Origin of the sequence: Collinsella sp. (genome assembly GCF_052346665.1) — a bacterium.
Taxonomy (GTDB): domain Bacteria; phylum Actinomycetota; class Coriobacteriia; order Coriobacteriales; family Coriobacteriaceae; genus Collinsella.
In genome coordinates this window covers 21,301-40,335 of the sequence record NZ_DAWDUX010000009.1, presented here as the reverse complement: position 1 = coordinate 40,335, position 19,035 = coordinate 21,301, and the positions used below count along the sequence as shown (strand labels likewise).

Sequence of the window (19,035 nt, the reverse complement as noted above, 5' to 3'; positions counted from 1 at the left end):
TGCCCCAAATTGAGCCCGAAACCAAGCAATATGACCGCATACTGGAGAATCTTCTTAGAGGTGTACTTGATGCCCGGGGCGGCAGCTTCCATGACGCCCGGGCGTTTGCGCAACATATGCCCTATCACCATGCCGATGATAATGGCGAAGACGGGGCCACCGATGACCTCGAATCGCCTCCCCAGCAGCCAGGCCGGCACCGAGATCACCAACGCCAGCGCCACCCCGCGCCACAGGTCCTTGAAATCCTTGAAGAGCTCCACGCATCCACCTTTCTCAACCTCAACCGTGAACCTCAATTGAGAGACAAGCTCAATTGAGGGCCGTCCTCACATGGGGGTCACCCCAAATCGAGGTTTACATGTACCGCCGACCGCCCAATCGAGCGTTGAGTCAGCGCATCTACTAACAGAATCATGGTAGGACCTTTGTCTATAATGATTTCTATTCGATTGGTTATAGACTTATTAGGTATTCTTATTCACATCGGCATAGCAGGTGGAAACACGAACATGCTCGACTACCGCACCCATACGTTTCTAGAAGTCTATCGGCAGCGCAGCTTCACGCAGGCCGCGCGTTCCCTCATGATCACGCAGCCGGCCGTCTCCCAACACATAAAGCAGCTCGAATCGCACTATGGGTGCCCGCTGTTCGTGAAAACGGGCCGGGGTATCGAACCCACACCTGCCGCAACCGTGCTGTATCAGAGACTCCTCACCATGGAAAACGACGATGCGCGTCTCGTTGCGGAAGTGGGGCGCCTAACAGCAGCGCCCACGAAGGCCCGTGAGGCGCCTCTCAAGCTGGGATGCACGCGGACCGTCGCCGACTTCATGGCCCCGCAGCTCGTGGCAGCCCATCTCGTTCGGCACCCCAACAGCCCCGTCACGCTACGGGCCGGCAACACACGCGACCTTGTGGGCGCCCTCGATCGGGGCGATATCGACTTCGCGCTCGTGGAGGGCTCATTTGACCGCGAGCGCTTTGACTACGAGGTTCTCTCGCACGAGCCGTATATCGCCGTTGCCGGCGGAGCGGACGCCGAAGAAATCGTCACTCGTGGGACGGGCGCCGAAACCGAGGCTGCCGACCCAACAGGCACCGAGCAGGACGCCTCCCGCACGGGGCTCCATGCTCGCGTCGCCCGACCCAGCTCCATTCGTGACCTTCTCGGCGAGCGCCTCATTCTGCGAGAGGCTGGGTCGGGCACGCGCGAGATTCTGGAAAAACACCTGGCGGCGCGCGATCTCGCCGTGACGGATTTTGCGGGGATCGTCGAGCTCGAAAGCATCCCCACCATCAAAGCGTGCGTGCGCGAAGGCACCGGGGTCACGTTCATGTATCGGGTGGCCGTGGAAGAAGAGCTCTCTCGAGGGGAGCTCGCGGATATCACGCCCGCCGACTTCTCAATCGAGCACGACTTTTGCCTCATCTGGCAACGGGGCAGCCAATACGCACCACGATATCGAGCCCTCTGCAAAGCGTGGCGCGGCCTGCTGTGAGCCCTTCATGCCGTAGGTGATTCCAAACCGAAGCGCAACAGGTGAAGCTGAAGGGCCTGACCCCGGCGGAGTTCCGTGATCAGGCCCTTCAGAAGGCCTCGTATAGGTCATGTGATTTATCACGTCCAAGTTTTGGAACGTAGTTCACCCCTAGTTCCCACAGGGGTTGAGGACGGCGCGTTCTGTTCTCTTTTTTCGACATTTCACCTGAACGGCTTAAGACGGCGGCGTGCCTCAATACATTGTCGGTCCCACATTGAAGAAAAAGGCGGCTGGCACCGCGCCAACCGCCTGCAACGCTACGTCTTACTTGTCGTCCGGCCTCAAGCGAACGCGAGCAAACATCCCCATGGTGGCCATAACGGCTCCAAGAACCCCAAAGATGCCAACAGCGACAACGGAGTCTCCCGTCGCAACAAGACGGCCCCCCGCTTCGAACTGCGGACCCGTTGGGGCGGGGTCCACAACGGGCTGGTCGGCGTCCGCGCCTTCCCCGCTCGCATAGGTCACCGTACCGGAGATGCGCTCCATCGTCTGCTCCCAGCCATCTTGACCGATGAACGCACGAAGCGCCTCCTCGCACGTGCCGTACTCATGCACGAGCATCGCCTGTCCAAAGGACGGATATGTGCCAGTCGCGCCGGGCAGGTAGCTGTTGAGCGCCACCGTGTACACGCGCTCGGAGTCGAGCGGCTGCCCGCCCACCGTGATCTTGACCACACGCTGCCCGTCAGGCTTGCTCCAGTCGACCGTCATCGAGGGGCCGCCCACCGTAAGCACGGAACCCGAGCTCTTGGGCCACTCGTACTGCATGGGGTCCTCGCCCGCCTCCATCGCAGCCACCTGCTTGGCAAGCACGTCGCGACACTCCGCCGAGATCGCGAGCGAGCGTTCGATGGCGTCGAGCACCTGTGCGCCAGTCATCTCGTAGGTCGCCAGCGTGTTCCCGTAAGGCGAAACGCCAAGGATATCCGCAGCCGTGACGTCCCCTGCGGGGATGCCTCCGCGAATGCCACCCACGTTCTCAAACGCGAGGTCCGCCCCAGTCTGGGCGAGATACGCACCCGTGACCACGTGGCCGATGGGTGCGTCCTCCGTGCGCACGAGCTCCCAGCCGCCCGGCAGCGCATCGGTGGCGTACTCGTACGCCTTGCCGCTCTTGCCAATCACCTGTGAGAGCGCGTCTTCGCTCTGGGCAACAAGCTCCGCGGTCAGGCCGTCGATGGCCTCGTTGGGCCGCGCCGCCTCTACGGTGGGAGTTGCCTGGGATGTATGGCCCTTCACGGCAAAGCCCTCGCTCGTAGTGTCCGCAACGCTGATCTCATCGCCCGCGTTCGTTTCGAGGTCGAGCGTCAGCACGCCGATGGAGCCGAAGTACTCCGACGCCGGGCTGGACGCCATCTCGACCACCGCGACGTCGCGGCCGTCGGCGCCCTCGACCGTCTCGTCGATCTTGATGTGCTCATGCCCCGCGATGACCGCGTCCACGCCCTCGGTCGCCGCGGCGAACGCTTTCGGGTCCTCGTTATGCGTGAGCGCCACAACCACGTCGGCACCTGCGGCGCGCAGCTCGGCTGTCGTCTCGTTGGCGGCCTCCGCGCTGTCCGTGAACGAGACGTCCGCCACGTTGGCCGGAGCCGTCGAGCCGTAGAAGTCCTCATCGATAACGCCGAACACGCCCACGGTGACGCTGCGCCCGGTCAGGTTGCCCTCGTCGTCGGTCAGTGCGACCTCACGCAGCAGGTACGGGGACTCGAACAGCGCCGCGCCCGTCTCGGCATCCTCCACGTTGGCGGCGAGCACCGAGAAACCCGCATCGGCGTCGATCTGCGCCAGGCGCGCAGACCCGTAACTCCAATCGTGATTGCCGGGCGTCGTCGCGTCGTAGCCCGCGGCATCCATGAGCTGAGCAATCGCGTCGCCCTCGCTCGAGGTGGCGAACGTAGTGCCGTGGAACGTGTCACCCGCGTCCAGGATGAGGTCGGCGCCCACGTCCTCGGCCAGCGCCGCCACGGCGCCGAACGCGTTGGCCGCCTCGCCGTCCGCGCCCTTCACGCTGTAATGCCCGTGGATGTCGTTGGTGTGCAGGATCTGCATCGATCCGTCGTAGGACAGGTCGGCAGCACTACCAAACACCTTGATCTGGGCATTTCCGTACGTTAACACCCCATTCGCGGTGAAATCCGGGTCGTTGTTGAGTTCAACCGCGTCCTCCCAAACGCCATTGATGGCGAAATAGCTCTCGCCCTCGTTCGCCACAACATCCGCGTAGAAGGGAAACTGTTGCTCATCCAGGTATGCGCGCTCATAGCCGCGCTCAACGGGAATGCCCCACACGGGCACCTCGTCACCCGATCCGTCATCCATCAAGCCGTCAATCGTCTCCACCACCGCATAGCGTTGGCCCTCCTGCACCGGCACCGGCTCGTCAAGGTCAATCGTGTATGCGCCCGCCAGCGGCAGCTCCTCAGTCTGCTCCGCCACCAACGCGCCGTCGTCTGGGTCTTCCGTCTCGTCGCCCAGCAGGTAGATGTCCACATCCGCGCTCGCTCCCGCAACGCCGGCAAAAGCCGTGACGCTCTCGATACGCATGTCCTCCTCGGCGGTGAACACATTGGCGACCGATACCTCACTCGTCGCCAATAGCGGGGCGCCCTGCAGCTCGTTCGTATTCGCGAGGTCGTATTGCTGAATGATGCCGCTCGCATCGGGCTCTGCCTCCGCCGTGATGGCACAGAAGGAGTAAATCGTCTTGTCGTAGTACGAAAGATAGAAGTATCCGCTGCCGTCGAGACCCCATTCGGTATAGGAGCCGGAATCCGGGTCTGCCGACGTACTGCCCCAGCTGTTCTTGACGATCCAGGCGCCGTTGCCGTCGGGCGCGGTGGGGAAGCTCTCGCGCGGGTAATTGTCATCCCAGCCCACCACGGTCACGAAGTGGTTGTACGGCAGGGCGTCGTAGGAGTACTGGCACCAGTTCTTCATGCTGAAGTACGCGGTGTTCTGCGTCTCATCATCCGGGGTGGACGTGTCGGAGTGGTAGGACAACGTGACCGCGCCGCCGTCCATGATCTGGGTCTTGACCGCCTCGGTGGCAGACGGATCGTACTCGCCGAGCACCAGATTGCCATCGGAATCATAGGAGTTTCCATACGGTCCGGGCAGCAGTTGAGCGGACTCGACCGTCGCCACGCGATTCGCGCGGTTCGCGCGCAGAGCCTCGGCGAGTGTCCAGGGCTCCTCCCAGGAGAAGCAGGACATCTGTAATCCCGTGTACTCGTCTATCCATTTGATGAGCGTCTTGTAGTCGTCCTGATAAGGCGCCACCGACTCGGCCGGCAATCCGCCCATCGACATGATCCACGTCGCGGCATCGAGCGCATTGCCGCTCGCATCGAGATAGTCGACTCCCTCGCGAGGAACCGAACCCTCGCCCACCTGAGACGCGGCCCCCAAGAGCGCGAGCGTCTCCACCGGGGTCTCCATACGGCCAAAACCTGCGACGAAGTACTCGGATAGGTCGAGATAGCTCGCAGAAGCAGGGTCGGCCGACCCGTAGCCCTGCATGAGCAGGTTGCTCTCAAGCGCCGAGACAGCACCGAACGCCCAGCAGCTCCCCCAGGGGTTTTGGTTCTTGACGGGCGTCACGTAGGTGGTGCCGTCAACATTGCGCAGGTCGAATGCAGCTGGCAGCGAACCGTTTGCGTACGTCGTCGCGTCGTTGGCGGGCGTCGTGTAGCGCGCACCGATGCCACCGTACGCGCCCGCCGGGGACACAGCATCGAGCTCCACACCAGCCGGCAGATAGAGCGCATCGTGCAGACGCGAGACCGCGTTCGTGCCGTCTGCGTGCGCCGCTATGGGATGCCCGGCCACCGCCAGGACAAATGCAAAAAGCGTTATCGCGGCACGTATCGCGCCACCACGGCTTAGCAGTTCCCGCACGCAAGGACGGCTCGCCCTGTTCGCACCCCTAGCCATACGCCCCCATTCCCAACGATATCTAGATGTGCCTAGGGTAACCGACCTCCCTCTACTTCAAGATCTCAATTTGGGAACAGGCGCTTAATTGAGGTGGCTCGCCTTTTAAAGACACGCGGTAGAAATGTCGAAAAGAACGAGGATGAAGCGCATCATTTTCGACATTTCTACCGCGATAGGTGGTTGCGAGGCTCGCCTTGCAGCATCACCTCAATTTAGTACCTGCCCCCAAATTGAGGTCGCTTGGGCCCCGGGGAGCTACTCCACGGTGACGCTCTTCGCGAGGTTACGGGGCTGGTCGACATCGCATCCGCGCAGGATGGCGACCTCGCGCGCCAAGAGCTGCAGGGGCACCGTGGCGGTGATGGCACTCAGCGCATCCCGCACGGCAGGCACGTAGATGACATGGTCCGCGACCTTGCGAATGTCCTCGTCCCCCACCGTCGCCACGGCGATGATGCGCGCGCCACGTGCCTCGCACTCCTTGAGGTTGCTTACGGTTTTGTCGTACGTGGGGCTCTTGGTGGCAACAGCGATGACCGGGAAACCGGGGTCGATCAGCGCGATGGGCCCGTGCTTCATCTCGCCCGCCGCGTACGCCTCCGCATGCAGGTAGCTGATCTCCTTGAGCTTGAGGGCGCCCTCGTTTGAGATCGCGGCGCCCATGCCGCGGCCCACAAAGAGCGCAGAGTGTGCGTCCTTGCACGCCAAGGCGGCCTCGTGGACGGCCTCCTTCTGCGTGTCGAGTATCCACTGGATCTGCTCGGCGGTGTCGCCCAGCTCGTGGAACAACATGCGCACCTGGGCAGTCGTGAGCTTTCCTTTGACCTGGCCGAGCAGCAGTGCGAGCAGCGTCAAGCTCACCACTTGGCCGATAAAGCTCTTGGTGGAGGCCACCGCGATTTCCTTGTTCGCCTTGGTGTAGATCACGCCGTCGCTCTCGCGGGCCACCGGGCTGCCCACTACGTTGGTGATGCCGAAGACCTTCGCGCCCTTGATGCGCGCGTCGCGAATCGCCGCCAAGGTGTCCGCCGTCTCTCCCGACTGAGACACGGCAACCACCAGCGTCGAAGGCGTGATGATGGGGTTGCGGTACCTAAATTCGCTCGCCGCCTCAACCTCGCAGGGAATGCGCGCCCAGCCCTCGATAAGGTTCTTCGCGATGAGGCCGGCATGATAGCTCGTGCCGCACGCGATCACGTACACGCGATCGATCACGTCGAGCTGCTCGTACGTCAGGCCGAGCTCGTCGATGTCGAGCTCCCCCGTGGGGGCAAGGCGGCCCACCAGCGTGTCGCGCACCACGCGCGGCTGCTCGTAGATCTCCTTCATCATGAAGTCGGGATACCCGCCCTTTTCGGCCATATCGATATCCCAGTCGATATGCGTGACCTCAGGCTCAATGACGTGTCCGCGCTCATCGGTGAACTCGACGCCTTCCGGCGTGAGGCAGGCGAACTGCCCGTCCTCGAGGACCACGACGTCGCGCGTCGCGTCGATAAGGGCGATGACGTCGGAGGCAACATAGCTGCCGCGCTCGCCGCGACCGATGACTATCGGGCTGTCCTTGCGGGCAACCGCGATGACCCCGGGCTCGTCCGCACACACAGCGGCCAGGCCGTAGGCACCCACCACGTACGTGCAAGCCTCGCGGACCGCCGCGACAAGCGGGCGCGGCTCGGATAGATGGTGCGGATAGGCCTCCTCGATCAAATGCGCAAAGACCTCGGTATCGGTTTCACTCCTAAAGTGATGGCCCTTCGCCGTGAGCTCTTCGCGCAACTCGGCGAAATTCTCGATGATGCCATTGTGGACCACCGCGATTTTGCCATCGCAGCTCACGTGTGGATGAGCGTTTTCCACCGAGGGGCGCCCATGCGTCGCCCAACGTGTGTGACCGATTCCGCAGGTCGCAGCCGCATGACGGGCGATCAGCTCGTCTTCGAGGCCCGCCACCTTACCCACGCAGCGAACCACATCAATCGTGCGCGACGACTCCCCCGTAGAGCCAAGCTCGAGCGCGACGCCAGCCGAGTCGTAGCCCCGGTACTCAAGGCGCTTGAGGCCCGTGACCAGCACGTCGACAGCGGCCTCGGACCCGGTATATCCAACAATTCCGCACATGGAGAACCCTTTCGGTCGATTGACGGCAGCCCAAGAGTTTACGGACAAATTGTTACAAGTTGGTAACAATGGTATTTGTTTTTTGAGACCATTTTAGATGACGCGCGCGCCCTCGATTGAGAAGCTCAATTTAGCGCCTGTTCCCAAATTAAGGTTTTGAAGCGATACAATGGATAGGTTTCCGCATAACCGCGTTCGGCAAGGCGCTTTTGGAGGCCCCATGGCTCGCCATACCACCGTCACCATCAACGACGTCGCCAACGAGGCGGGTGTCGCGCTGGGCACTGTATCGAACGCCTTCAACCATCCGGAGAAGGTGCGCCCCGAAACCCTTAAGCGCATCAACGAGGTCGCGGCAAAACTGGGATACGCGCCCAACCAGAGTGCCCGCATGCTCGCCGGTGGCAAAAATCAGTCGTTCGGCCTCGTGCTGCCCAGCCTTGAGCACGGCATCTCACTGCAAATCGCCAACGGTGCCAACGCCGAGGCCCAAAAGCACGGATACGGCCTGCTCATCGCCAACGCGGACAACGACGATATTCTCTCCGCCCGCTACCTGTCCTACTTTATGGGCACCCAAATGGCAGGCATCCTCGTGCAGCCCATGAGCGCCTACGGCTGGAAGCCCCCCATGGCGACCCCGTCGACCCCCACCGTCTACCTCGACTTCCACAGTGACGAGCCGGGGTATTTTGTTGGCGCCGACAACCGTGCACAGGGGCGCCTTGTGGCCCAACACGCCATCGAAGCCGGCGCCCATCACGTTGCGGTCTTTGGTAAAGACGAATTTGAAAAGCTCGGCATGCGCATAGCGGGCATCAAAGACCTCATGCACGAGACGACGGGCGTAACGTTCGAGTTCATTGACGAGGGCTCTTGGAACCTGGCACGCGATGGATATTCAATCGGGCGCCGCCTTGCCAAGCGCCCCGCGTCGGAACGGCCCGACTTTGTGGTTGCGCTCTCCGACGTGCTCGCCACCGGAGCCATCGCGGGCATCCAGTCCGCCGGGCTCAGCGTGCCCGACGATATCAAGGTTGTGGGTAGTGACGGTAACCCGCTCGCCTGGAGCGGCAACGTTCCGCTCACCACCATCGCTCCCCCCGGGTACGAAATTGGTCGCAAGGGCGTGCAGTACCTCATCGCGCAGATTGAAGACAACCGCAGGGCGGGCAACGCCATGCCCACCGAGAATCATCAGGCTCTGGTGCGGCCATTCCTGCTCGCACGCGCAAGCTCCGGAGAGCACAACGCCACCGACTTCGCCGATCCGGACCTGGATATCAGTGGGTACCTGTAGTCGGGTTAGGCAGGAGCCCGCATGGGCTCCTCCGGCGACGGCGCGAGGGGCGATCATCTTGGGCCATCGCCCGCACGAACGCAACATCCTGACCGGAGAGCGCGGCAAGCGTGGTCCCGCAGACGTCATTCTCAAAATCATCTTCCGCCGCACGGATCGCACCCTGCATGAAGAAATCGCGGCAGGTATCACGAAGATCCTGGTCGGAAATGCGGTTGAGGAAGTCGTCCGAACCGCCGTTAGCCGCACGGGCCGCGAGGTAGATCTCCGCCGCCTTCTCGATGGTGTGCGCGAGGCCAAAGGTCGTGTCGAAATCCGGACCGGCCGCGAACAGGCCGTGGTGCGCCCACACGATCGCGTCGTAGCTCTTCATGAGCGCGCAGGACGCCTCGGCAATCTCGGACTTGCCGGGCACCATCCGAGAACTTCATGCGCATGTTGGTGTCGCCAAAGGTGAAGATCGGGCCATCCACGTTCTCGCCCTCGGCGACCACGAACTTGAAGTAGCCGTCACCATCCTGCGTGATGCCGAGGAAGGTGATGGTGCCGCGGCCCGGATAGAACTGGGGCAGATAGGCGCCGAGGGCGATGGAGAAGACTCCGACCTTCGCGCGAGTTTCTACGAGCATGTTTTCCTCCTTATTGGTTAGGGCTGCGGATCGATGCGCCTCACGTCGAAGCTGCGGGCAACGCAATCGCGGGCGTCTTGCAAGCTGGCAAATTCCCCGCCGGCGATCATCTGGACGATCAGATTGCCGATACTCGTCCCCTCAATGGGCCCGGCGAAGACCGGCAATCTCGTGGCGTTCGCCGTCATCTGATTGAGGTAATAGTCCTGGCACCCGCCGCCGACGATATTGATCGAGGTGTACTCGTTGCCCGTCAGCTCGCGGAGCCCCTCGACCGCCTTCGCATAGCAGGCGCCCATGCTGCAGTAGATCGTGCGGATGATCTCGCCGATCGTCTCTGGGACAGGCTGGTCGCCATCGGCGCGGGCACGCTTGATCTCGGCAATCATGGAATCGGGCACCAAGAAGCGATCGTCCTGCACATCGACGTAGGCCTCGAACGGTTCTGCTTCGCGGCACAGGTCGCACAGCTCGTCAAAGCCGACCTTGTGGTCGAGCATCGCTTTGTGTGCGGTCTTCCCCTCAACGTAGTCCACGCCGTTAATCTCACGACGGACCGACTGATTCATCCACAAACCCATGATGTTCTTGAGATACCTAAAGCGGAACTCAAAGCCGCCCTCATTGGTGAAATTCTGCTCATAGCTTTCCGCAGTGGTGATGGGCTCGGGATTCTCAACGCCCAGCAAACTCCACGTACCTGAAGAAAGAAATACGCAAATGCGAGGTTAAAATCTGTTACGCCAAGTAGAGCTTGTTTTTGACAACACAACTACCTGCGGTTTTGTCAAAAGGGGAACTCTGTCTACTCGCGCGTCGTCAATTTAACCCCGCATTTGCGTATTTACCGAGCGCGCCATTAGGGACAACCCCCAATGGCGCGCGCATTACCCCGTCGGTGCAATTTATCCGTTCACGGCGGCAATCGCGGCGGGCAACTCATGCAGGCTGCCGAGGATCGCCGTGCACATGGCCTCAATCTCGCTGGTGGGCGGCACCATGTCGGGAATCATGAAGACCCGCGCGCCGGCGGCGTGACCAGAGCGGACACCGTTATGCGAGTCCTCTACCACCGCGCAGTTGGCCGGCTCGACGCCCATACGTTCCGCCGCCAACAGGAAGATGTCGGGTGCCGGCTTGCCGTTCTCAATCTCGTCGCCCGTGGTCATCGTGGCGAACATGTCGAGCAGCCCAAAGCGCTCAAGACGCGGAATGGCCTTCGCGCGGTAGGTTGAAGTTGCCAAAGCGAGCGGATATCCGGCGGTGCTCAGCTCCTCGAGCGCCTCGCGGGCGCCGGGCATCAACGTGAGGTCCGTCTCGCAAATGCGATCAAAATGCACGTGATGCAGGCGGAAGCACTCCTCGGCGAGAGCCTCATCTCCATGCAGGTGATTCGCCACCAGGGCATGCACCGATGGCGCGGTGCGGCCAATGAACGACTGGGTGAGCGCATCGGGGAGCTCGAATCCCAAGTCGTGGGCGGCGAGCTTCCACGCCGCCTGACTCACCCGCTCGGAATCGACGAGCGTGCCGTCCATGTCAAAAAGAATCGCTTGAATGGGCTGCATGGCTCTCCTCTTAACGTCAGTCTCGCACGGCGCCGAGAACATGTCGATATGATGCGAATTGAGATGCGAAGCCATCAACCTCGCCCTCGGCAAGCATTGTAACGGCTCGTTGGGTAAGATACCTTCCATGAGCACAAGAATCGACATACCAATATCGATTTGCAGCGACGAGAAGATGCAACGGCTTATCGAGCTGTTTCGGTCGTACGAAAGCGTCGCCATCGGATTTTCGGGCGGGGTGGACAGCACCTTCCTCGCCGCGGTCTGCGTGCGTGCGCTGCCCCCGAGCCATGTGCATCTCATTCACCTCGATACACCCCTGGTGGGAACGCCCGAGCGCGCATCGTTCGAACGAGAGCGGGAGCGGTTTGAGCGCCTAGGGGCCCATGTGGTCAGCATCGCGGTCGATCCGCTTTCGGATCCCACCGTGGCGAAGAACCCCGCAGATCGCTGCTATCACTGCAAGCGCTTGGGATTCCAACGCATCATGGATGCCGCGCATGAGCTTGGAGCGCACGTGGTCCTGGAGGGCAGCAATGCCGACGACGCCGGAGACTACCGCCCCGGCACGCGCGCCGTGCGAGAACTTGGCGCGAAATCCCCCCTCATGGAAACAGGTTGGAGCAAGGCAGAGGAGCGCGAGGTGCTGCGCGCCTGGGGGCACGAGGTGTGGAACCTCCCGGCAGGAGCCTGTCTGGCAACGCGTGTCCCCTGTGGTGAAGTCCTCACCGCGGAGAAGCTTCATGTTGTTCAAGCCTGCGAGGACTACCTGCATAGCCTGGGGTTTGAGCAGGTCCGCGTGCGCTTGGACGCCGGCACGGCGCGGGTGAGTCTCGGCGAGGATGAGCTCAAGGCGACGCTGCTCCAAAATGCGCAGACAGGAGAGCACGCGCTGCCACAACGCATCATTGACGAACTTGGACGACGGGGCGCCCAAAGGGTCGACCCCATCGTCCGAGCATACATTCACGGCGAAGGTAACGGCAAAGCATAACGACCTGCAGCGGAGCGCAACGCTCCTACCCGCAACGCCCAGAGCCGCTACAGCGCGGCGGGCCCGTGTTCGCCGGTGCGGATGCGAATGACGTCCTCCACAGGGGTCACGAAGATCTTTCCATCCCCGGCCTCCCCCGTTCGGGCCGCATCGCAAACGACCTGCACCAGATCATTTACTTGCTCGTCGTCCACGACGATTTCGAACTCGACCTTGGGGATGGTGTTGAGAAGGACCTCGGTACCACGCACGTACTCCTTCCAGCCGTGCTGGTTGCCGCAGCCCTGTACCTGAGAGATGGTCATGCCGCGAATGCCCTTATCGAACAGCGCCTGCTTGAGAACCTCAAGCTTCTCCTGACGAACAACAGCGGTCAGTTTCTTCATGGCTACTCCTATCATTTCATCTATACGCGCTGGTTGGCGAGTCAAACGGACTCGCGGGTAGGCCTAGTCCAAACCCGTGAAGGCGGGGTAGGCGCTCTCGCCGTGCTCGGAGATATCCAGGCCCAAGGCCTCCTCGGACTCCTCAACACGCAGGCTGCCGCCGCAAAGAGCCTTCACTGCAAACACGATGGCAAGATCGAGAACGAGGACGATGGCGACCGTGACCACAATGCCCAGGACCTGCGCGACGAGTAGCGTGGGATCGCCGGTGTAGAGCAGACCACCAAAGGACGTCCATGACAGCTCGGGCACGCAGAACAGGCCGGTGAGGATGCCGCCAACGATACCGCCGATGCCGTGGCAACCGAACGCGTCAAGCGCGTCGTCGTAACCGAAGCGAGCCTTGAGGTGCGAGATGGCGAAGTAGCACACGGGCGGGACCGCGGCGCCAATGATCAGCGCAGCCCAGGGCTCGACGAAGCCCGCGCTCGGCGTGATGGCAACCAAGCCTGCCACCAGGCCCGTGCTGGCGCCCACCAGCGTGGGCTTTCCCGTTGCAAGTCGCTCTACAATCAGCCACGACACCAGGCCCGACGCACTTGCGGTGACGGTGTTGAGCAACGCGAGGGCGGCAACGCCGTCGGCGGCAAACTGCGAACCGGCGTTGAAGCCAAACCAACCGAACCACAGCAGACCAGCACCGAGGGCAACAAAGGGCACGTTGTGCGGACGGTAACTCATGACACCGAAACCGCGACGGCCGCCCAGTGCGATGCAAAGCACCAGACCGGTGAGGCCGGAGGAAATGTGGACCACGTCACCACCGGCGAAGTCGAGCGCGCCGATCTGCTCGCCAATCAACGAGCCTTCGCCGCCCCACACCATGTGTGCGAGCGGGGCGTACACAACCAGCACCCATATGCCCAGGAACAGCACGATTGCCCTGAACTTCATGCGGCCGGCAACGGAACCGGTGATAATCGCCGAGGTGATCATGGCAAAGGCCATCTGAAAGGCGATGTTGACGATGGCGGGATAGGTGGCATCGACCGGTGGGTTCACGGCCTGCTCGAGAACCTGCTGGACAACGGGCAAGCAAAGCAGCTGGTCAAAACCGCCGAAAAACGAGATGGATCCGTCTCCGCCATACGCGAAAGACCAGCCGGCGAGGATCCAGAGCACACCGACGACACCAATGACCACAAAGGTCATGAGCATGGTGTTGGCGACGTTCTTACGGCGGGCAAGACCCCCGTAGAAAAATGCGAGACCTGGGGTCATAAGGAAGATGAGCATGGTGCAGATGAGCATGAAGGCCGTTGAACCGGTGTCGAACATGGTATCCCCTAACAATCCGGTTTTGCGTACATAACCTGGTGGACCGGTCGCGCCGGACCACATTGGCCCACGGCGCAATTGCAACTTGGCCATCATGCCACCCGGAACGCTCAGGACTGGCGCGAGACCCACTCGTTAACGTATAGATGCAAAGGGGAAACAGCCCTGTCAGCATTCTGAAACAGGCGTGCAACTCCCGAAACTAGGCTGAAAAGGGCATGTAATGTGGATAAAAGATCAACCTTATTACTAAAGCCGAAGCGATATGCGGTCCGAGGTAAATGGGCACCCAAGACGCTCGCAACGCAAACGTTGTATAAAAAACCCGGGCCGCTTAGACGACCCGGGTCCTCATTTCGACTGGTGCGGCGTACAGGATTCGAACCTGTGACGTTCTGATTCGTAGTCAGACCCTCTATCCAGCTGAGGTAACGCCGCAACGCACGGAATATATTGCCACGCGCCCATGGCGGAGTCAAGCACTAAACCTAAAATCTTTTCGACGGAGGCAACCCCAGCGGCGACTTCGGTTGCAACGATAGGACGGCGGTGTTGGGCCACGGCCTCAAGCCATCACGACCCCACCCTCTCATCCTTTTCACAGCGATGCCACATTAAAAAAACCCGAGCCGCTTAGACGACCCGGGTTCTCATTTCGACTGGTGCGGCGTACAGGATTCGAACCTGTGACGTTCTGATTCGTAGTCAGACCCTCTATCCAGCTGAGGTAACGCCGCAACGCAAAGTATATAGTGCCACCAATCATGCACCCCGTCAAGGATTCTTCGCCACTTTTTCAGATTCCTGAAACTAGCAGCTATTCCTCGAGCTTGCAAAAGACGCCGATGCCCAAATAGGGAGCGACATCAAAATGCCCCGCTTCCCATCTTCAAAAACAAGACGTAGGCGATAGCCATCCAAAGGCTCCACCTCGACCACGTCAACAAGCTCAGGCATATCCATTCCCCCTTTCCTCTCCCCTCAGCGCGCAATCGCGGCCTCGAGAACGGTGTACGGGACCGCCAAACGGCGCAGGAGGGCACGCAGGCGCAGGAAGCAGTCGTAGCCCGTGTACTCCAGCCGGAGAATCGCCGGCAACTGGTAAGGCTCATCCACATGGAAGTACTCCATAAGCGCGTCGAGTTCCGCGGGTTCCACCACCGCCTCGATGCGATGCGGCGTCTCCTCAAAGCACCACTCGGTAAGCGGGCCATCGCTTTCCTGCATCACCTCCAACGCGCCCTCGGGCGTCATTGCGCACTCGATACGCAGTACCTCCTCATCCTGGTCGCTCTCAAACAGCATCGCTCCGCAATCAAACAGATCGAGCATCGCCACTCCCCTTTCAACTCGACCGCTCTCCTCGTCATCTAGTTTACCCAATAACGGAACATTTGTTCGTGGAACTTCTGTTCGTATTCGATGGAGAGCGCCGAGGTTTGTCCGGACGCCGTGCTACTCCCCCAAACAAAAACGGCCGCCCGAAGGCGACCGTCGTTCAACACGTGAAATGTGTTGGGGCTGCCCGTCTACACCATGATGCCCCGGAAGAACAGCAACCAGCACAGGAGCGTGAGCGACGCGAGGGCGACCGCGAACGTAATGAAAAACCCCTGGCAGAGCCCGCGCTTTGAGTCGAGGAAGAACCGGGAGAACGCGAGCGCGCTTGCCGTCAAGACCGGCGCGGCGCAGGTCGTCGAAAGCCCGATCCCAACACCCGCCTTTGACGCGAAAAATGGGATGACGATTGTTCCCAGCAAGACTGCCCCACCCAAAAGGAACGCACTCTTGAATGTAAACGGGACGGAACCCGTTGCCGTCACCTCGTTCGCCAGATCCTCGGGCATGACACCTACGAGCTTGGCTGACTTCTGGACGCTCTGCTTTGCCTCGGTGCGCAGTCTCTCGGCATCTTTGCGCGACGGGTCCGCCGCAGTCCCACGGGCGGCGATCTGCGCCTTGGTCTTTCTACTCATTACCTGCTCCTCGGGGGATTGATAACACTACCCAGCACAACCGACTCACACGCGCCGGTGGCGGAGGGAACATTTGAGGGGCGCCCGCTCAGCGTCTGGTTGCCCAGCACGGCGAAGGCGACCGCTTCTTTCGCGTCGGAAGAATAGCCCAACTCGTCTTGCGTGCACACATGTGTATTCGGCATGCGGGCCGCGATACGCGTCACGAGCGTGGCGTTGTGCGCGCCACCACCGCCCACAATCAGTTCGTCGAGCTCCCCGTCGAGCCTCGGGGCAACGAAACGCTCGCAAGCATCCGCCACACTCGCCGCGGTGAACTCGGTGAGCGTGGCGACTGCATCCTCGGGGTCCATCTGGGGGTGCGCCGCAAGGAACTCCTCAACGAACTGCATACCAAACATCTCGCGACCGGTCGACTTGGGCGGCTCCATGCCAAAGAACCCATGCTTGAGCAACTCGGCAAGCACGCCCTCATCCACGCGTCCGCGCGCCGTGACGCGCCCGCCCTCATCATACTCGACGCCGAACAGACGACGGCATGCCTCATCAACCGCCATGTTGCCCGGGCCGGTGTCGAAGGCGAACACGTCGCCCGCACGGCTCCCGCGCGGCAGCACGGTGACGTTCCCGATGCCGCCGATGTTCAGCAGCACGCGGTTGTGTTCGGTCGAACCGTACAGCACGATCTCAGAGAACGGCACGAGGGGCGCGCCTTGGCCGCCGGCAGCCACATCCATGGCGCGGAAGTCATACACCACGCGGATGTTATGGTCGAAGGCGATCGCGGCGGCATCGCCCAGCTGCAACGTTCCGGCATGAAAGCGGCTGCCATCCGCGTAATCGCGCGATGCACCCGGCTCGTGCCAAATCGTCTGACCATGGCTGGCAACGAACGCGACATCACCGGGCGCAACCCCGGCCTTTTCGCACACCGCGGCGACCGCACGTGAGAACAGGTGGCCCAACTCGGCATGGAGCGAGCACAGCAGACGCGAATCCCCGCCCCCGGGCGCCACCGCCTCCAAAATCCGAGCCTTCGTGGCATCGGGCATGGGATAGGTGATGAACTCGCGCAACTCTACACGCGTGGACTCGTCCACGCCGTCGATATCCACAAGGACACAGTCCACGCCATCCAAGCTGGTGCCGGACATCAATCCAATCGCTAGCATGGCGCCTCCTACTCCCCAAGTCGCTGGCGCAGGAGCAGGCAGGGACCCGCCGCAGGCCCGAACGCCGGCTCGACAAGCTCAAAGCCCTCGGGCAGCGCACGGCGCAATGGCGAGAACAGCAGCTCGCCCGCTCCCTCGAACACGCCGCCCACATACCCCACGGGAGCGTACTCGCCGTGCTCAAACAGCCCCTCGACGGCGGCGGAGGCGATTTGCGCCAACTCGGAAGCCGCGCGCTCGTACACGTTCAATGCAAAGGGATCCCCCGCCAGAGCGGCGTCACGCATCACGCTCGTGAGCGATGCCACCTTCGCGCGCTCGCCCCCCAGCTCATCACGGACGTACAGGATCAAGTCGGAGGGCTCGGAAAGCCCCAGCCGCTCCATCACGACATCGAACAGCGGGCCTCGCTCATCGCGTCCATCGGCTTGGCGGCTGAACAGACGCAGCAGCTCGCGGCCGATCCACCAGCCGCTCCCCTCGTCACCGATCTGATAGCCCCAGCCTCCGGCGCGCTGCTCCCGCTCGCCGCGGACGGCGTAGGCGATTGAGCCCGTCCCGCAAATGACCGCGACGCCATCGCGCACAGCGAGGCTCGAGGCCCAAGCAGCGCGCACGTCGTTCACCAGCTCGAATGGGCGCTCACCGGCGACCGCGCGCACGACCTCCTCGATCGAGGCGCGGATGCGGGGGTCCTGACCGTAGCCCGCTAGGCCAAAGCCAATGCCCACCTCGTCACCAGCTGCCGCCGCGAGTGCCTCCACGCCCTCGGCGAGCACCGCGTGCATGCCGTCGTAGCCCACCTGACCGGCGTGGCACGTGGGCAGGCGCAGCTGCTGCAGCATGTTCATGTCGTTGTCGTACAGCTCGAACAGAGTCTTGGTACCCCCGCCGTCCACGCCGATCCACTGCATGCCTAGCACGCCTCCCTAAAGCGGAACTTCTGCCACGGGCGAATCGTATCGAGCAGGAAGTGCTCGATGTCGGGCACGTGGCCCACCACGGAGCTCTTGCCGCTGTTCTCCATATCGGAAAGGGCGATCTGCAGCTCACCGGCATAGTGGCCGTACTCGCTGCTCTCAATCACCACGTCGCCGCGACGGATTGTGGCAGGGGCGTTGAGGACCTTGAACTCGTGGCCCTTGTACTTGACGCGACTCTGCGTGGAGCGCAGAAAGTTGACCGAGACATCGCCGCGGTTGAAGTGTAGCTCGTCGAGCACGATGGAGCGCTCGACCTCGGGCAGACCCTCGATGAGTTCAACGTCAAAGCACACGAGGTTGCGCGGCAGGTCCTTCAAAATAGCGAGCTCCTCATCGCTCGGATAGCAGTTCGAGATGATCACGTCGTCGATGGTGCCCATGGAGATGAAGTGCTCCACCTGAAGGTGCAGCGGCAGGTGACGGTGCATCTCAAGCGTGGGCAGACCGTCGGTCACGGGCCAGTTGGCAAACGTACCGCTCGCCTGGGACGTTACGAACGCGGCCGTCTGCAAGCCATGGCGGCGGAAGTTCTCGGTGCACTTGGTAAAGTGCTCGAGCGTGAGGCCGGAGTAGTTGTGTGGATAGAAGTTGTGACACCCCACCAGGTGATTCGTGTCGGGACAATAATCCATGATGGTGTCCACGTAGTGGGTGTCGTTGCTCATGTTAATCTCGACGAGCAACCCTTGCGGGTTGAACGTCATGAGCGATTCCTCGCTGCCACTAAAGCCCATATCCAGGCGAATGCCGTCCGCGCCGATCTCCTTGAAGAACGATAGGTCCTTATACGACACGCCAAGCTCGTCGAACACGCGCGGATTGCAGTCGAGCATGACCTCAAAACCCAGCTCGTGTGCGCGATTGTTCATCTCGATGTAATCGCGCTTGAGCGTCTCGCGGTCATCTTCGACCGAAAGCAAACAGCTAAAGATCCGCGAGAAACCCGCCTTGGCCGCGCGCTCCATATAGGCGAACGTTTCTTCCCTGGTGGCCTTTTCCGGATAGATGGAGATACCCAAGCGCTTCATGAGGTTCCTTTCGTCTATGCGGGCGAGCCGCACGGCGCGCCTACGAGGTTC

At 61.8% G+C, this 19,035-nt stretch carries 17 protein-coding genes and 2 tRNA genes; 4 read left to right on the top strand and 15 right to left on the bottom strand.

Annotated features, from left to right (window positions below; all coding sequences use genetic code 11):
- Nucleotides 1-263 (bottom strand): putative sulfate exporter family transporter (locus ACT8II_RS02780; RefSeq protein WP_443812954.1); only part of this gene is annotated, 263 nt, incomplete at its 3' end.
- A 249-nt stretch (nt 264-512) separates the two neighbouring features.
- Between ACT8II_RS02780 and ACT8II_RS02775 the strand changes: the two genes are divergently transcribed.
- Nucleotides 513-1,505, top strand: a complete 993-nt coding sequence (locus ACT8II_RS02775; RefSeq protein ID WP_443812953.1) for a LysR substrate-binding domain-containing protein — start codon at nt 513-515, stop codon at nt 1,503-1,505.
- Nucleotides 1,506-1,811: 306 nt separating this feature from the next.
- Here ACT8II_RS02775 and ACT8II_RS02770 read toward each other — a convergent pair whose 3' ends face one another.
- Complete coding sequence (locus tag ACT8II_RS02770) at nt 1,812-5,486, bottom strand: 5'-nucleotidase C-terminal domain-containing protein (RefSeq protein ID WP_443812952.1); 3,675 nt, start codon at nt 5,484-5,486, stop codon at nt 1,812-1,814.
- Between the two features lie 258 nt (nt 5,487-5,744).
- Complete coding sequence (glmS, locus tag ACT8II_RS02765) at nt 5,745-7,610, bottom strand: glutamine--fructose-6-phosphate transaminase (isomerizing) (protein WP_443812951.1); 1,866 nt, start codon at nt 7,608-7,610, stop codon at nt 5,745-5,747.
- 220 nt (nt 7,611-7,830) lie between these two features.
- Between glmS and ACT8II_RS02760 the strand changes: the two genes are divergently transcribed.
- Nucleotides 7,831-8,910, top strand: a complete 1,080-nt coding sequence (locus ACT8II_RS02760) for a LacI family DNA-binding transcriptional regulator (protein WP_443812950.1) — start codon at nt 7,831-7,833, stop codon at nt 8,908-8,910.
- Here ACT8II_RS02760 and ACT8II_RS02755 read toward each other — a convergent pair.
- Nucleotides 8,894-9,283, bottom strand: coding sequence for a class II aldolase/adducin family protein (locus ACT8II_RS02755; RefSeq protein WP_443812949.1), 390 nt, complete (start codon nt 9,281-9,283; stop codon nt 8,894-8,896). The two genes, ACT8II_RS02760 and ACT8II_RS02755, sit on opposite strands and share 17 nt — an antisense overlap.
- Here ACT8II_RS02755 and ACT8II_RS02750 point away from each other — a divergent pair.
- Nucleotides 9,282-9,560 (top strand): hypothetical protein, encoded by a 279-nt coding sequence (locus ACT8II_RS02750; protein WP_294123105.1) that lies wholly within the window; start codon nt 9,282-9,284, stop codon nt 9,558-9,560. The two genes, ACT8II_RS02755 and ACT8II_RS02750, sit on opposite strands and share 2 nt — an antisense overlap.
- Here ACT8II_RS02750 and ACT8II_RS02745 read toward each other — a convergent pair.
- Nucleotides 9,557-10,261, bottom strand: a complete 705-nt coding sequence (locus ACT8II_RS02745) for an FGGY-family carbohydrate kinase (protein ID WP_294123198.1) — start codon at nt 10,259-10,261, stop codon at nt 9,557-9,559. The two genes, ACT8II_RS02750 and ACT8II_RS02745, sit on opposite strands and share 4 nt — an antisense overlap.
- Nucleotides 10,262-10,444: 183 nt before the next feature.
- Complete coding sequence (locus ACT8II_RS02740) at nt 10,445-11,107, bottom strand: HAD family hydrolase (protein WP_118652800.1); 663 nt, start codon at nt 11,105-11,107, stop codon at nt 10,445-10,447.
- Between the two features lie 175 nt (nt 11,108-11,282).
- On the opposite strand from ACT8II_RS02740, the gene ACT8II_RS02735 reads away from it, so the two are divergent.
- Nucleotides 11,283-12,101, top strand: coding sequence for a hypothetical protein (locus ACT8II_RS02735; protein WP_443812948.1), 819 nt, complete (start codon nt 11,283-11,285; stop codon nt 12,099-12,101).
- 47 nt (nt 12,102-12,148) lie between these two features.
- Here the strand turns inward: ACT8II_RS02735 and ACT8II_RS02730 are convergent, their stop codons facing one another.
- The 9 genes from ACT8II_RS02730 to ACT8II_RS02690 all read right to left on the bottom strand — a co-directional run bounded on the left by ACT8II_RS02730 (nt 12,149) and on the right by ACT8II_RS02690 (nt 18,984).
- Nucleotides 12,149-12,487: a P-II family nitrogen regulator gene (locus ACT8II_RS02730; protein WP_443812947.1), complete on the bottom strand. Its 339-nt coding sequence runs from the start codon at nt 12,485-12,487 to the stop codon at nt 12,149-12,151.
- Between the two features lie 63 nt (nt 12,488-12,550).
- Entirely contained in the window at nt 12,551-13,825 is a 1,275-nt protein-coding gene (locus tag ACT8II_RS02725; protein ID WP_294160167.1) for an ammonium transporter, read from the bottom strand.
- Between the two features lie 361 nt (nt 13,826-14,186).
- Nucleotides 14,187-14,263 (bottom strand) — tRNA-Arg (locus ACT8II_RS02720).
- 222 nt (nt 14,264-14,485) lie between these two features.
- Nucleotides 14,486-14,562: transfer RNA gene (locus tag ACT8II_RS02715), tRNA-Arg, on the bottom strand.
- A 244-nt stretch (nt 14,563-14,806) separates the two neighbouring features.
- Nucleotides 14,807-15,157 (bottom strand): hypothetical protein, encoded by a 351-nt coding sequence (locus ACT8II_RS02710; protein WP_118652792.1) that lies wholly within the window; start codon nt 15,155-15,157, stop codon nt 14,807-14,809.
- Nucleotides 15,158-15,354: 197 nt separating this feature from the next.
- Nucleotides 15,355-15,801 carry a hypothetical protein gene (locus ACT8II_RS02705; RefSeq protein WP_118652790.1) on the bottom strand — a complete coding sequence of 149 codons (447 nt, stop codon included), beginning with the start codon at nt 15,799-15,801 and terminating at the stop codon, nt 15,355-15,357.
- Nucleotides 15,801-16,973, bottom strand: coding sequence for an anhydro-N-acetylmuramic acid kinase AnmK (anmK, locus tag ACT8II_RS02700; RefSeq protein ID WP_443812946.1), 1,173 nt, complete (start codon nt 16,971-16,973; stop codon nt 15,801-15,803). The genes ACT8II_RS02705 and anmK overlap by 1 nt, the downstream gene beginning before the upstream one ends.
- Before the next feature lie 8 nt (nt 16,974-16,981).
- A complete protein-coding gene (locus ACT8II_RS02695) occupies nt 16,982-17,887 on the bottom strand; it encodes an N-acetylglucosamine kinase (protein WP_294123121.1) in 906 nt (301 codons plus the stop codon).
- Nucleotides 17,888-17,889: 2 nt separating this feature from the next.
- Nucleotides 17,890-18,984 (bottom strand): DUF871 domain-containing protein, encoded by a 1,095-nt coding sequence (locus tag ACT8II_RS02690; protein WP_118652784.1) that lies wholly within the window; start codon nt 18,982-18,984, stop codon nt 17,890-17,892.
- Nucleotides 18,985-19,035: the final 51 nt, after the last annotated feature.

What these genes read in the sequence shown, in the direction of transcription:
- ACT8II_RS02775 (WP_443812953.1), top strand. Translation starts at nt 513, where the DNA reads ATGCTCGACTACCGCACCCATACGTTTCTAGAAGTCTATCGGCAGCGC.
- ACT8II_RS02770 (WP_443812952.1), bottom strand. Translation starts at nt 5,486, where the DNA reads ATGGCTAGGGGTGCGAACAGGGCGAGCCGTCCTTGCGTGCGGGAACTG.
- glmS (WP_443812951.1), bottom strand. Translation starts at nt 7,610, where the DNA reads ATGTGCGGAATTGTTGGATATACCGGGTCCGAGGCCGCTGTCGACGTG.
- ACT8II_RS02760 (WP_443812950.1), top strand. Translation starts at nt 7,831, where the DNA reads ATGGCTCGCCATACCACCGTCACCATCAACGACGTCGCCAACGAGGCG.
- ACT8II_RS02750 (WP_294123105.1), top strand. Translation starts at nt 9,282, where the DNA reads ATGAGCGCGCAGGACGCCTCGGCAATCTCGGACTTGCCGGGCACCATC.
- ACT8II_RS02755 (WP_443812949.1), bottom strand. Translation starts at nt 9,283, where the DNA reads ATGAAGAGCTACGACGCGATCGTGTGGGCGCACCACGGCCTGTTCGCG.
- ACT8II_RS02740 (WP_118652800.1), bottom strand. Translation starts at nt 11,107, where the DNA reads ATGCAGCCCATTCAAGCGATTCTTTTTGACATGGACGGCACGCTCGTC.
- ACT8II_RS02735 (WP_443812948.1), top strand. Translation starts at nt 11,283, where the DNA reads ATGCAACGGCTTATCGAGCTGTTTCGGTCGTACGAAAGCGTCGCCATC.
- ACT8II_RS02730 (WP_443812947.1), bottom strand. Translation starts at nt 12,487, where the DNA reads ATGAAGAAACTGACCGCTGTTGTTCGTCAGGAGAAGCTTGAGGTTCTC.
- ACT8II_RS02725 (WP_294160167.1), bottom strand. Translation starts at nt 13,825, where the DNA reads ATGTTCGACACCGGTTCAACGGCCTTCATGCTCATCTGCACCATGCTC.
- ACT8II_RS02710 (WP_118652792.1), bottom strand. Translation starts at nt 15,157, where the DNA reads ATGCTCGATCTGTTTGATTGCGGAGCGATGCTGTTTGAGAGCGACCAG.
- ACT8II_RS02705 (WP_118652790.1), bottom strand. Translation starts at nt 15,801, where the DNA reads ATGAGTAGAAAGACCAAGGCGCAGATCGCCGCCCGTGGGACTGCGGCG.
- anmK (WP_443812946.1), bottom strand. Translation starts at nt 16,973, where the DNA reads ATGCTAGCGATTGGATTGATGTCCGGCACCAGCTTGGATGGCGTGGAC.
- ACT8II_RS02695 (WP_294123121.1), bottom strand. Translation starts at nt 17,887, where the DNA reads ATGCAGTGGATCGGCGTGGACGGCGGGGGTACCAAGACTCTGTTCGAG.
- ACT8II_RS02690 (WP_118652784.1), bottom strand. Translation starts at nt 18,984, where the DNA reads ATGAAGCGCTTGGGTATCTCCATCTATCCGGAAAAGGCCACCAGGGAA.